The organism is Pseudoduganella rivuli (assembly GCF_009674485.1).
GTDB lineage: Bacteria > Pseudomonadota > Gammaproteobacteria > Burkholderiales > Burkholderiaceae_D > Rugamonas > Rugamonas rivuli_B.
On sequence record NZ_WKJJ01000022.1, the window covers coordinates 90,551 to 104,553 of the forward strand.

Consider the following 14,003-nt stretch of genomic DNA (forward strand, 5'->3'; position numbering starts at 1 on the left):
CAGACAGCGCCTTTTTTTTCGGTTACGCGGCCAGGCATGCCCTGTCTGCCGTGCCCTGCACGCGGACATGGCGGTTCAAGCCCGATACCACGGCTTTCAGCGATGCCGTCACGATATTCTGGTCGATGCCGACACCAAAGCCGCTGGGGCCGCCATTCACGCGCATTTCAATATAGCAGACAGCCTTGGCATTGGCGCCCGTGGACAGCGAATGTTCAAAGTAATTCATGATGGTGATTTCACTGTCCAGCGCGGCGACAAATGCATCGATCGGGCCATTGCCGTGTGCGGCCACGGTGGTCGGCACATGGGCGTGTATCAAGTCGACCTCGATGCCCACACCGTCGGTGGCCAGCGAATTTTCCGTCAGGCGGTGGGCACGGTATGCATACGGTCCGCTTTCTTCGATGTATTCGCGCGTGAACAGCGCGTGCACGTCGGCCGAACGCACTTCCCGACCCGTCTCATCCGTCACGCGCTGGACCGCGCGGCTGAATTCAATTTGCAGGCGGCGGGGTAAGTTCAAGCCATGGTCGTTTTCCAGCAAATACGCGATGCCTCCTTTGCCGGATTGGCTGTTGACACGGATCACCGCGTCATAATTGCGCCCCAGGTCGGCGGGATCGATGGGCAGGTAGGGCACTTCCCAGATGGCGTCGGCAGCTTGCTGGGCAAAGCCTTTCTTGATGGCGTCCTGGTGCGAGCCGGAAAATGCGGTAAACACGAGGTCGCCTGCGTAGGGATGGCGCGGGTGTACGGGGATTTCATTGCAATACTCCACGCATTGCCGCACTTCATCGATGTCGGAGAAGTCCAGACCCGGGCTGATCCCTTGCGTGTACAGATTCAAGGCCAGGGTCACCAGGTCGACATTGCCGGTCCGTTCGCCATTACCGAACAAACAGCCTTCAATCCTTTCCGCGCCGGCCATGACGGCCAGTTCCGCGGAAGCCACCGCCGTGCCGCGGTCGTTGTGCGGGTGGACGCTGAGGATAATACTGTCGCGGCGGGCCAGGTTGCGGTGCATCCATTCGATCTGGTCGGCATAGACGTTGGGCGTCGTGCATTCGACGGTGGAGGGCAGATTGATGATCATCTTGCGCTCAGGCGTCGGTTGCCACACGGCCGACACGGCGTCGCACACTTCCTTGGCAAACGCCAGTTCAGCCATGCTGAACGTTTCCGGTGAATATTCAAAAGTCCACGCGGTTTCCGGCGCCGCATCCGTCAATTCCTTGATCAGGCGCGTGCCGTTGACGGCAATGGCTTTGACTTCCTCCTGGCTCATACCGAACACGATGCGGCGAAACGCCGGTGCGATCGGGTTATACAAGTGGACAATGGCTTGCCTGGCGCCGCGCAGCGACTCGATGGTGCGGCGGATCAAATCTTCCCGCGATTGTGTCAAGACTTCGATCGTCACGTCGTCCGGGATCAGCTGGCCTTCGATCAGCGAGCGGACAAACTGGAAATCCGTTTCCGAAGCGGACGGGAAGGCCACTTCAATCTGTTTCAAGCCGATTTTCACCAGTTGCTTGAAAAAGCGCAGTTTGCGTTCCGCATTCATGGGCTCGATCAGGGCCTGGTTACCGTCGCGTAAGTCCGTGCTCATCCAGATTGGCGCCTGGCTGATGCGCTGGTTGGGCCAATGACGGTCGGGCAAGTCAACAGCCTGGGCGGGACGGTATTTCACTTCTGGGTTGCGCAGCATGATGCATCTCCTTTCAACGAGAGGGACAGAGGGGGAAACAGGTTGGAAGCTTGCCGGCGCTACGTGGCAGCGCGGTTTCGGCAACATGGGCGCCCGGCCTTCAGGCCGGGCATCCGCATTTCAGCCAGCGCTGGCTAGCGGGCGGGATAGCGCGCCGGGTAGCGCGCGATGTGCGATGTGGAACGACAAGCGGGACATGGATGAGCGTCTGTGCTGTGTGACTGTATGAAATGATCCTATAAGTGGCTGCCACGGCGTGTCAACGGCGCGCGGCCATTTCGTCACTTCGCCGCAAGAGATGTCACTTGCGCGAAAGTGGCGCCGCACATTCCGCGCTGTCAGGCAAGAAGTACTGGCTGGGCGACGTGCCAAAAGTACGTTTAAAGGCAGTCGAAAAAGCTGCCACGCTGTTGTAGCCGACGTTCTGCGAGGCGCGCATGACAGGCACGCCATCAGCGAGAAACGGCAGCGATGCCATCAGCCGCATTTGCTGGCGCCAGGTGCCGAACTGCATGCCGGTCTCAATATGGAACAGGCGCATCAGGTGGCGTGAACTCAGTCCCGCTTCCTTAGCCAGTACGTGGATCGGCGCATCATAGGCAGGGCTGCGCTGCAGGCGTTCGCACATGCGCCGCAGGCGGCGGTCGGTCGGCATGGTCAGCACCAGCGGCTGCAGGGGCAGGGCCTGCAATTCATCGATCACGCTGGGAATCAGCCGGGCTTTGGCGGAATCCGGATCGAAGTGGTCGGGAAAGCTCGACAGTTTGCGTACCATTTCCTTGAACAGCGGCGTGATCGACATCAGGCAGGAATCTTGCGGCAAGCGTTCGCACAGCGCACTGTCGACGTACAGCGTTGAAATATGGCTGTGGGTCAGGCAGGCAATGGAGTGGGGCGCACTGGGCGTGACCCAGGCCGCCCGCGTGGGCGACAGGACCCATGATTTGCCGTCCACGTTGGCCATTATGATGCCTTTGGGCGCATAAATAAGCTGGCCACGGGCGTGGTCATGTACCGGTGAGACGAAATCGGCGCTCAAGTCCGCCGACAGGACCGTGACCTGTGCTTCCGCTTCCTGGTAATGGGGGGCGTTGCCCCAGCAGGGTTGGCTGTCCGCCAAGGCAAATGTAGGTTCCGAATGTGACGTGTGTGGCATATGCATCCTTATATGCATCCATTCATTTGCCGGCCCGGTCAGAGTCGGGGGGCGGCAAATGGCGCTGCGCAGGCAGGCATGCGCCGGGATGTTGGTTGTAAGAATGGCCGTCGGATGAACGGCGACAGGAATAGCCGTGGGCGCATCAGCGCTGCACGACGTTGGCAGCTGGTTGAGCTGGCGTGGTGTCCTGAAATCCCGTGATGCGGGTTGTATTATCAATGTTTATTAATTGATAATTATTTCAGTGTAAGGGTGAATGCCACTGTTGTCAAATGTCTGCACGTTGGCAGAAAAAGGCGGAAGTAACAACCAAATTAAAAGTTAAAAGGCCGCTGATGCAGCGGCCTTGGAGAGTGCGCAATCAGTTGGCTTTGGCCAGCACGGCGGACCGGGTGAACCAGCCTGCCAGCGTTTTGCCAAACTGGGCAATCGCGACGCCCAGCACGGTCAGCACGGCGCCGATGATGTTCATGACAGTGATATGTTCTTGTAACAGGAATACGCTGCCCAGCATGGCGAAGAAAGGCATCAGCAAGCCAAAAGGCGCAATCTTATCAACGGGATAGCGGTTCAACAGCCAATACCAGATGCCAAAACCGGCAATACCGCCCGCCAGGACTGTATACATCAATGCGCTCCAGCCGACCCAGTCGGCATGCTGTACGGCTTCCCACTGGCCGTGTTCAAACATCAGTGAAATCAGCAGCAGCGACGGGCCGGCGGCCAGCGATACGACGGCATTGAGGGCGGCAGGTTTCATGGGACCGAAACGGCGCGCCACGATATTGCCGACAGCAAACATGAACGCGGAACCAATAATGATGAACAGGGAAGCGGCGCTGCCGCTGGATTTGGGCTCGCCCACGATCAGCGATACGCCGGCAAACGCCACAAAGATCCCCAGCATGCCCAGCCTGGTGATTTGTTCCCGCAGCAGGATGGCGCCCAGGATCACCGTGAAAATCGCGTTGGTCTGGTAGGCGATGATGCCGGTGGACACGTCGACATAGCGGAAACCAATGTACAGCAGCGCAAAGTGGGCGACGCCCTGCGTCAGGCTGACCATCAGCGCGGGTCCGGTTTTACCGCGGATGCCGCGCAGGAATGGCAGCAATATCACGCTCATCATGACGAAGCGCATACCGACCATAAAGATCGGCGGAAACTGATGCAAACCGATCTTGAGCATTACAGCCTGCATTCCCCAGATAAAGGGAACCAGGATCACCAGGAATAAGGAAAAGGGAGTCATGGGGGAAGTAGGAAAGTCGTTCGGCACGGAGTCCGTCCTGCCGCGGCCGGTAGCCGCGGCAGGAGCGGAATTTACTGTTGGAACACGGTGCGCAGGTTGCTCATCGCCATCTCCAGGAATCCGGCAACGAATGCATTGAAGGCGGGCTGTGCTTCCGGACCGCCGGTCCATGGTTCACCCACGATGTCCCACGTAACCTTGCAGCGGCTGGCGCCCAGCTCTTCCACGCGCATGGCGGCCCACAGGTTGCCGATATTGAAGGTGGTGTACAGCAGGCTCCACGTCATCACCATGCGGGCATCGTCATGGGAATTCAATTGTTCCAGTACGACGTTGCCGTCGGCGAAGAACTTCTTGCGGACGCTGCGGATGCCTTCGCCCGTCATTTCCGTGCGTTCCAGACCGGTGATGAACTTTGAAAAGCCGGAAAAGTCACCCACGACGGCCCAGGCCTGGCGCGCAGCCACTGGCAATTCCGTCGAGCCGGACAAAACAGGCGTGCAAGGGTTGCGGACCAGCGTGTCTGGGGCAGCGGTGAGTTGTGCGGTTTTTTGCAGCATGGTGTATTCCTTTATGTAGTGTTACGTCGTGATGGAGTTCAGAGGGAAAGGTGCAGCGGGATCAGTCCAGCGCCTCGGCCGGCAAGGCGGGCATGAAGCCGCACTCGAGCAGGTAGCGCATGTTCGCTTCGATCAGCGCGGCGTCCTTATCGGGGAAGGCCATGCCAACCTGCGCCAGGGCCGCCGCAGTGCGCGCATGGTCGATATGGGACATGTCGCCGATGTCTTCGTTGTCGTCGTCCAGGTAAAACGACAGCACGTTGTACAGCGCGTTCGACTCGTCGACGTCGACGATGCGGCGGCGCCATTCGTCCGGGGCCACCAGTTCCAGCGCATAGCCGCGCTCCTGCCAGTGGCGCAGGTAATCTACCCAGCGCAGCGGCTTGGGATTGTGGAAATGCAGGACCGGGGTGGCAGGCGGTTGCGCCAGGGTGCAGCGCACTGCGGCTTCGGCCAGGAAGTCGACGGGACACAGGTCGAAACCGCTTTCCCACGCGGGCGCGCAGCCCAGCTGGATCGAGCCTTTGATGAGCAGCATGATGCGGTTCTGGTCTGGCTGGCACAGGCCCGATTGCGTGTGGCCGCTGATATTGCCAGGGCGGATGATGGTTCCCGCGACTCCGCGGCCGATGGCTTGCCAGACCAGGTGTTCGGATACCCACTTGGTCAGGTTGTAGCCATTGTTGACAAACGCCGGCGGGGTCCTGGATGGCCCGTCTTCGACAATACGGCCGGCAGCATCGACATTGCTGGCGGCGGACAGTGTGGAAACGTAATGCATGGCCTTGTTTTTCCCCGTGGTGGCCAGCCGCAGAAGCGCCAGCGTGGCGTGGACATTGGCGGCCGCCAGGTGGCGGTAGTCATACACGTGGTTGACGCTGGCGCCGTTGTGGTAAATCGCATCGATGCGCGCGGCCAGGTCGGTGAACTGGTGCGGCGCCAGGCCCAGGTCCGCCTGTTCCAGGTCGCCTGTGACGATGCGGATGCGCGCATGGCCGGCCAGGCCCGGCAAGCCGTTGGCGGCCAGCGCCGCGTCCAGTTTGCTGCTGCCTTGTTCCACCGTGGCGGCGCGGACCAGGCAATAGACGATGGCATCGGTCTGTTGCAGGATTTGCTGCAGCAGGAACACGCCGAGGAATCCGTTGGCGCCCGTGAGCAGCACGGCGCGGGGCGCGCGCAGGGCAGGTTGGGCACCAGGCAGAGGACGCACGGTTTCCGGCAACACCATGTCGGCATACACTTGCCCGGAAATGCGGTCGCCTTTGCGGATGGTGTCATCCGTCAGCAGCAGGGCCAGCGATGCGATGGTGGGCTGCTCCATGAAGCGCGCCAGCGGGGTGCTGACGGCCCACGCCTTCTTGATCGCCAGCAGCATGCGCGACACCAGCAGCGAGTGGCCGCCAAGATCAAAGAAGGAATCGCTCTTGCCGATCTCCGTTTCATTCAGCGACAGCACGGTGGCCCAGATACTGCGCAGGCGGGACTCCGTCTCGTTCAGCACTTCGCCAGCAGCGCTGTGCGTGGCGGGAATTGGCATGGACAGCAGGGCGCGGCGGTCGATCTTGCCATTGTCGGTGGCCGGCAGCGACGGCACGGCAATCACGTGGGATGGCACCATGTAGTCGGGCAGGCGCTGGCGCAGCGCGGCTTTGAGTTCGGCGACGCCGGACGTTGCGGTCGTGGGCCTGGCGACAAAGGCAAGGATGCGTTTGCGCTCATCGACGACGACGGCGCAATGCTTGTACATGCCGCAAGCCAGCAGCGTATTTTCGATTTCGCCCAGTTCCACGCGGAAGCCGCGGATCTTGACCTGGCAATCGCGGCGGCCGATAAACTGCAGGCCGCCGTCCGCGCGCCGTTTCACGATGTCGCCGGTGCGGTACATCTTGCTGCCGGGCGCCATGGGGTCGTCCAGGAAACGTTCGGCTGTCATGGCGGGCTGGCCGTAATAGCCGCGCCCCACGCCGGCGCCGCCGATGAACAATTCGCCTGGCTCGCCGCTCTTGACGGGTTTCTGGTTATCGTCCAGCACATACACGTGCGCGCCGGCGATCGGCACGCCGATGTTCTTGTTGTCGCTGTCGATGGCAAAGTTGGACGTGGTGGCCAGTACCGTGCATTCGGTTGGGCCGTAAATATTGTGGAACTGGCGGCCGCCGCGCCAGCGCTCGATGGTGTCCGGATCGCATACGTCGCCGCCTGTCACCAGGTGTTCCAGCGTCGGCCACGCATAATCCGGCAGGCTGGCCAGCAGCGCTGGAGGCAGGAATGCGTGGGTAATTGCCTGGGACCGGACCAGCTGGTCGAGCGCGCCGAAGTCATGGCGCTGCTGCTCGGACGGCGCCACCAGGCAGCCGCCGGCCAGCAAGACCGGAAGCATGTCGAGAATGGACGCGTCGAAAGAAATCGTGGAAAACTGCAGTGCCCGGGACGTCGGCGCCAGGCTGACGTAGTGCCGGTACCAGTGGCAAAACGCGGTGAGATTACGCTGCTCCAGCATGGCGCCCTTGGGGCGTCCGGTCGACCCCGAGGTGTAGATCAGCGTGGCCAGGCGGTGCGGCTGATAGCGCGCTTCGCCAAGCGCCCATGCCGGCGGGACGGACCGCGTCCGGCACTGGCCATGCTGGAAGGACGGAACTTGCACGGTTCGCAGGCCTATTTGCTCAAAGGTGGCGGCATGGCTGGCATCGGTCAGCACCAGCTGCAGGCCCGCGTCTTCCGCAATGGCCGTCAGCCGCGCCAGCGGATAGGCGGGATCGAGCGGCACGTAGGCGGCTCCCATGCCCAGGATCGCCAGGATGGTGGCATACAGGCGGGTGGATTTCGGCATGGCGACACCGATCACCACGTCGCCATCCCCGTGCGGCGCGAGGCCCTGCCGTTCCAGGTCGACGGCAATCGCGGCGGCATAGTGGAACAAGTCGTCATAGGTCAGCGTGCCGTCGGGAGCGACCAGCGCCGTGTGGCCGGGATAGCGGGCCGCGCTGGCGGCGAACTGGGCGAACAGCGAACCTTGCGGCGCATCCGGCAGCGCGGGCTGGTTGGAACGGTGGCGGAAGGCCAGGCTTTCCAGCAGGGCCAGCGACGTGGCCTGCGCCGCCACGGCGCGCTGCGCCGGTTTCGGCCACGCGCCGTTGTGCCGCGCCGCGTAATTCACGGCTTCGACCAGCAGGCCGAGCGCCAGTTCCGCGACGGCGGCGGCAACGTCTGCGCCGCTGGAGAGCGTATTGAAGTCGAAGTCGCCGCCGCACAGCGTTTGCGCATTGCCCGGCGGTCCCATGGTCCAGGCCAGCTCGCCGCAGTATCCGTCAACAGAGTGCGTGGCCATGCCGAACCGGATTGCCATGGGCCCAGCGGTGTGCGTGGCTGCGGCAGCGTCGTGTGCGGCCAGCGGGAAGACCGCGTCCAGCGCCGGTGCGAGGCGTGGCGCTGCGGGGATGCCCAGGCTGGAGGCAATTTCAAGGAATTGCTCGCCGCTGCCGGGCAATGTCAGGACGTCATGTCCCAGTTCGAACAGGGCAACCATGACCTTGATTGCCAATCCATCCGTCCCGGAAATGCCGAAAGTAAGAGATTTCATGGGGCGCCTGTCAAATAAACACGTCAAGGCTGCGGCGCGTGGGCCCGTGGTCCAGCAAGCCGCTGGCCTTGAAGAAGTTGAATATGTTGACCATCATCGGGTGCTGTTTGGTGATCGGGTACGAACTCACCATGTCCGCCATCACATCGCGCCGGGAGCTTTCGGGCATGGCAATGGCCATCACCAGCCGCCGGTCGAATTCCGCCTGGATGTCATTGGTCAGATATTGCTGCAGGAAATATGGCAGTGCCGCGCCGATTGCCAGACGGGTAGCTTCATCGATATTCGACCAGTATATTTTGACGAGCTTGATCCAAAATGACGAATGCCGGCCTTCATCAGCCAAATGGTCCGCCATCATGCCTTTGACGGAGCGCTTGATGGTGAGATTGCGGGAAAATGCCGCAACGTCGGCAGTAATGGTATTTTCCGAGATGGCTACCGCCAGCAACTCCATGCCATCGCGGTATTTTTCTTCCAGGGTCGCCAGGGTACGGGGAATGGCGCGCGACAATTCGATTTCCGCCGGCATGACGATAGGGGAAATGCCGGTTTGGGTCTGTACCTGGTTTAAATAATCCATTGCCACATACGCGTGATAATCTTCATCGATGACCACGGACATGGCGTCATAGCGGCAGGCAAAGGGGAAATCAAATAAAAATAAACCCTTGGCGATGCTGCGCGCCGTGCGATTGACAATTTCCGTCTCAAATATAATGATGTCGTTGATATATTTGTACAGGCTTTGAATCAGGATGTATTTCTCCACCTCGCTGCCCAGTTCAACAATCAATGGGTGAAGGCATAAGGGCTGGCGCTCAATGGGGTAATATTGGAGGGCATCATCCTCAATCTGGCGCCGCGGCCGCGACCTTATTGTCGCGCGCGATTCCCAGATCGGTGAATGGCTCTCATATTGATGTTGTATCATTATGGGTATGTCCGGTCAGGCTGGATAGGAGTGGATTTCAAGTAACAGGCAACCGTCCGTGCTGGAAAAAGGGCCGTGGTAAGTGCCGGCCGGACGGACAAAATAGGCGCCTTGCTGATACTGTTTTATTTCTTGCAGTAAGTTTTTATCAAGCAGGTTTTGATCGCCTTCGACCAGATAGACTTCTTCGTCGTAGTCGTGAATAAAGGGAACCTTGGTGGCGGCGCCCGGCGCAAACCGCACGAAGCGGGTGCGCATGCCGGTTTTGCGCTCCTGATCCAGCGTATCGGCCACAATGAACTGGTCAATGCCGGGATCGAATCCGGCTGGCCGGTGCCATTCCGCCTGCTCGATGCGATGAATGATTTCCATGGCGTTCCCCTCAATCGGCAGCGTATGCAGCCTGGACCTGCTCCATCTGCTGCAGCAGTCCGTCCCATAGCGCCTGGCGCTGTTCGATTGCGGCAATGCCGGAAGAGAGCACGGCTTCCAGTTTCGACTGGTCGCCATGGCAGAGCTGTCCAATGATTTTTTCCGCAGCGGGGCCATGGTCGCCGGAATCCACTTCGATATGGCGCTCCAGGTAAAACACCAGCGTGGCAACCTCTTTGTCAGCGATCTGCCATTGGCTCAACAGCGTGCGGAACATGTCCGGAATGACGTTTTCACGGCCATAAAAGAAATTGCCGAGCACATCGTGCACTTTCCCCTTCAAACACGCATCCATGGTGGCCGTCACGAATTGCTCGACAGGCTTGGGCGCTTTGACGCTGGCCAGCGCACTGGCGACAGGAATACCTGCGCGAATCAGGGAAACAAAGGTTTCAATTTGATCAGTCGATGCGCCAACTTCACGCATGGCGCTGATGTATAAGTCAAAATGGCTGACGGCGCCCTGTGGCGTTTCATCGGATTCTTCACCGAGAACAATTTCATTAATCAGGCGGGCCGCCAGCGGATTTTCAGGCGGTACCCATGGCAGGGTCGTGACGGTCAAGTCATTTTGCAGGCGTTTGACAAGCGACATAAAATCCCAGACCGCGAAGACATGCCACTCCATAAATAGGCGTAAATCATCGATGCTGCGCACTGCGCTGAATACCGGGTGCTGGGTCAGTGTGTTGTGTTTTTTGGTTAGCGTGCTGCGTAATGCCGTAACTTTACTCATGTGTGATCTCGGTGTCAGTGAATGGGAGGAGTCCGGTAATAAACCGGGAAAAGATGGCTTACATATTTTCCCGGTTTAATCGCCACACCAGAATAGTGTCCCGGCGGCGCAGGCGAAATCATGCCGGAATGGCGGAGGGGATGAAATGCGAAAAGGTGACAAATAACTTCTTTAATGTGCCAAATCAGCCGGTTGCATGCCGAATATGCTTAAAGAAATTAATGAAGGGAAATATTATCTCCCGCAAGGAGATAATATGCAGCGCGGAAAGGAGGAATGGCGCGCGCGGCATCCGGTGGACGCCACGCGGTGGAGGCAGCGGGTTTTAGCGGTAATCGTCGGCGGCCAGGCCGTACTTTTGCATCTTGTGATACAGCGTCTGTTTCGGCACCGACAGCGCCGTGCACGCATCGGCCACGCTGCCGCCCGCGTTGCGCAATTCCAGTTCGATCAGCGCGCGTTCGAATGCCGCCACCTGGTCGGCCAGCGGCGCCGGTTCGGCAATCGCGCCGGTGGGGCCTGCGCCCATTCCCAGCGCGAAGCGGTCGGCCGCGTTGCGCAGTTCGCGCACATTGCCCGGCCAGTGGTGCGCCATCAGCGCCTGCATGTGGGCGGCCGGGACCGGCGGCATGTCGCGGTTGTAGCGCGAACACGCATCCATCAGGAAGTGCTGGAACAGCAGCGGGATATCTTCGCGCCGCTCGCGCAGCGGCGGGATGCGCAGCACGATCAGGTTCAGGCGGTAATACAGGTCGCTGCGGAATTTGCCCTGGTCGGAAAACTCTTTCAAATCCACTTTCGATGCGGCCACCACGCGCACATTGACCGGCACCGGCGAGTTCGATCCCAGGCGCTCGATATAGCGTTCCTGCAGCACGCGCAGCAATTTCACCTGCAAGGTCAGCGGCAAGCTTTCGATTTCGTCGAGGAACAGGGTGCCGCCATCGGCATGTTCGATCTTGCCCACCTGGCGCTTGGCGGCGCCCGTGAACGAACCCGCTTCGTGGCCGAACAATTCGCTTTCAAAGATGGTTTCCGGCACGGCGCCGCAATTGATCGCCACGTACGGGCTGGCGGCGCGCTGGCTGAACTGGTGCAGGCAGCGCGCCACCAGTTCCTTGCCGGTGCCGGTTTCGCCGTAAATCAGCACGTCGGCCGGCTGGCTGGCCACGCTGTCGATCAGGCGGCGCAATTCCGCCATGGCCGGCGCATTGCCCAGCAGGGTGGCGGCAATGCCCTGGTTGGCGGTCAGCCGCTGGCGCAGGTTGTGCACTTCCAGTTGCAGCGCGCGCTTGTCGGCCGCGCGCCGCACCACGTCGGCCAGTTGTTCGGACGAATAGGGCTTTTCTATGAAATCGTAGGCGCCGTCGTGCATGGCCTGCACGGCCATTGCGATATCGCCGTGGCCCGTGACGACGATGACGGGCATGTCGGGATCGATCTTGCGCGCGGCCAGCAGCAAATCCAGGCCGCTCATGCCGGGCAGGCGCACGTCCGTGACCAGCACGAACGGGCTGTGCGCTTCCAGTTGCGCCAGCGCTTTTTCCGCCTCGACGAATTCGCGCACGTTAAAGCCCGCCAGGTCCAGCGCCTGCGCGCTGCCGGCGCGCACGGTCGGGTCGTCTTCGACCAGCAGGATTTCAATGTCGTAAATGCTGTCCATCATGTTCTATATCTCCAGCGGCGCCGTTTTTAATTTGATGACGAAACATGCACCGGCGCCGGTCTGCTCCGCACTTAATGTACCGCCAAAGTCCTGCACGATCTGCGCCGAGATCGCCAGGCCCAGGCCCAGTCCCTGTCCCTGCGGCTTGGTCGTGTAAAACGGTTCGAACAGCCGGGCGCGCGCTTCTTCCGACAGGCCGGGTCCCGTATCGGCCACCCGGATTTCCAGCCATTCGCCGGCAGCGTCGGACAAGCCGGCGCTCAGGCTCAGCACCTTTTCGCCGCAGGACGCCATCGAATCGAGCGCATTGGTCATCAGGTTCAGTAATACCTGTTCCAGCCGGTTGCTGTCGCACAGTGCGTACAGTTCCGGTTCCGCGATGCGCAGCTGGAACGTCACCTTTTCCAGCGACAGGCGGCGCTCGATCAGCACCAGCGTGTTGGAGATGGCCGTTTCGATCGATACCGCCACCAGCGCGTCGTTGGATTTGCGGGCGAACGTCTTCAGTTTGCCCGTGATGGTGCCCATGCGGGCCACGATCTGCGAAATATTTTTCAGGTTGTTGCGGGCGTCGTCGACCCGGCCGCGCTCGAACAGCAGCACGGCATTGTCGGACATGGTGCGCAACGCCGTCAGCGGCTGGTTCAATTCATGCGTGATGCTGGCCGACATTTGCCCCAGCACGGCCATTTTTCCGGCGTGGAACAATTCGCTTTGCGTGCGGTGCAATTGCTGTTCCGCCTGGCGCCGCACTTCGATTTCCTCGGACAGGCTTTGCGTGATCTTTTCCAGCCGCGACGTACGCTCCGCCACCATGGCTTCCAGGCTGTTATAGGCCGACAGCAAGTCTTCGCGCGCCTGCATGCGCTGGCGCAGTGCGCGTCGCCGCTGCCTGAAGAACAGGAACAGCAGCACCAGGAAGCCGTAGGCGAGGATGGCGAACACCATGCCGATGCGCGAATTGGCGCGCACGGTCGACAGGTCGGACAGGTATATGAAATTCCACTGGCGCGGCGCCAGCATGCGCGTTTGCGCCAGCATCGGCAGCGCCCGCATATGGTCCGGCGCGCCGGGATCGCGGATCGTCACCACGCGCGTGCCGTCCGCGCGCGGCACATCGGCATCGAAACGCAGCGGCGGCAGCGCTTCCTGGTGATATTGGCGCGTCTGTTCCAGGTGCGCGCGCACGGCGGCGGGCAGGGGGCCCAGGGTACGGTAGCGCCATGCGGGAGCGGAACTGAGGAAGATCACGCCATTGCTGTCGGCCAGCATGACTTTGTCCAGGGTGCCGGTGTTCCAGCTTTTTTCCAGCTCGCTGATGTTGACCTTGACGGTCGCCACGCCCAGCATCTTGCCGTCGCGGTAAATGCCCTGCGCGAAAAAGTAGCCCGCTTCGCGGTTGGTGGTGCCGACGCCGTAGAAGCGTCCCGAGCGACCGCGCAACGCATCCTGCAAATACGGGCGGAACGCGACATAGTCGCCGACAAAACTGTCTTTCTGGCGCCAGTTGCTGGCCGCCTGCGTGCGGCCTTGCAGGTTGACGATATAAATCGTGCTGGTGCCGGCCTGGCGGTTCAGGCGTTCCAGGTAATCGTTGACGGTGTGGCGCAAGGCCGGATCGTCCTGGTGCTGCAGCAGCGCCACCACGTCCTTGTCCAGTTCCAGCATGCGCGGCAGGAATTCGTATTTGTCGAGCAGGTTTTCCAGGCTGGCCGCATAGGTTTCCAGCCGGCGCGCACCTGCCGTGCGCACCCGCTCCGTGTTGAGTTCTTCCAGCCACCAGTAGGCCAGCCAGGCCAGCGCGGCGCCCACCAGCGCCACCACGCACCATGCCAGCGCGCCGCGCCAGCGGCGGCGGGGCGTGCGCGCGGCCGATACGCCCGGCGCAAGCGCCGACGGAAGCGTGGTGGTGTCGTGCAATGGTGGCATCGAATGACTATAGCAAAGATGTGGGAAGCGGCCACTCCGTAATG

10 protein-coding genes are annotated in these 14,003 nt (G+C 61.0%); all 10 read right to left on the reverse strand.

Annotated elements, in window-relative coordinates; all coding sequences use genetic code 11:
- Window positions 1-22 precede the first annotated feature (22 nt).
- Entirely contained in the window at window positions 23-1,711 is a 1,689-nt protein-coding gene (leuA, locus tag GJ700_RS28500) for a 2-isopropylmalate synthase (protein ID WP_154380423.1), read from the reverse strand.
- Window positions 1,712-2,012: 301 nt separating this feature from the next.
- The gene (locus tag GJ700_RS28505; RefSeq protein WP_195764037.1) at window positions 2,013-2,831 is read right to left on the reverse strand and encodes an AraC family transcriptional regulator; all 819 of its coding nucleotides are present in this window, start codon (window positions 2,829-2,831) and stop codon (window positions 2,013-2,015) included.
- Between the two features lie 400 nt (window positions 2,832-3,231).
- Entirely contained in the window at window positions 3,232-4,293 is a 1,062-nt protein-coding gene (locus GJ700_RS28510; RefSeq protein WP_154380427.1) for a DMT family transporter, read from the reverse strand.
- Complete coding sequence (locus GJ700_RS28515) at window positions 4,194-4,682, reverse strand: SRPBCC family protein (protein ID WP_154380429.1); 489 nt, start codon at window positions 4,680-4,682, stop codon at window positions 4,194-4,196. The genes GJ700_RS28510 and GJ700_RS28515 overlap by 100 nt, the downstream gene beginning before the upstream one ends.
- 61 nt (window positions 4,683-4,743) lie before the next feature.
- Window positions 4,744-8,262, reverse strand: a complete 3,519-nt coding sequence (locus GJ700_RS28520) for a non-ribosomal peptide synthetase (RefSeq protein ID WP_154380431.1) — start codon at window positions 8,260-8,262, stop codon at window positions 4,744-4,746.
- Between the two features lie 10 nt (window positions 8,263-8,272).
- Window positions 8,273-9,196 (reverse strand): diiron oxygenase, encoded by a 924-nt coding sequence (locus tag GJ700_RS28525; RefSeq protein WP_154380433.1) that lies wholly within the window; start codon window positions 9,194-9,196, stop codon window positions 8,273-8,275.
- Between the two features lie 15 nt (window positions 9,197-9,211).
- Entirely contained in the window at window positions 9,212-9,568 is a 357-nt protein-coding gene (locus GJ700_RS28530) for a cupin domain-containing protein (protein ID WP_154380435.1), read from the reverse strand.
- Between the two features lie 10 nt (window positions 9,569-9,578).
- On the reverse strand, window positions 9,579-10,364 hold the full coding sequence (locus tag GJ700_RS28535) for a DUF3050 domain-containing protein (protein ID WP_154380437.1): 786 nt from the start codon (window positions 10,362-10,364) through the stop codon (window positions 9,579-9,581).
- 325 nt (window positions 10,365-10,689) lie between these two features.
- Entirely contained in the window at window positions 10,690-12,030 is a 1,341-nt protein-coding gene (locus GJ700_RS28540) for a sigma-54-dependent transcriptional regulator (RefSeq protein WP_154380439.1), read from the reverse strand.
- 3 nt (window positions 12,031-12,033) lie between these two features.
- The gene (locus GJ700_RS28545) at window positions 12,034-13,959 is read right to left on the reverse strand and encodes a sensor histidine kinase (protein WP_154380441.1); all 1,926 of its coding nucleotides are present in this window, start codon (window positions 13,957-13,959) and stop codon (window positions 12,034-12,036) included.
- Window positions 13,960-14,003: the final 44 nt, after the last annotated feature.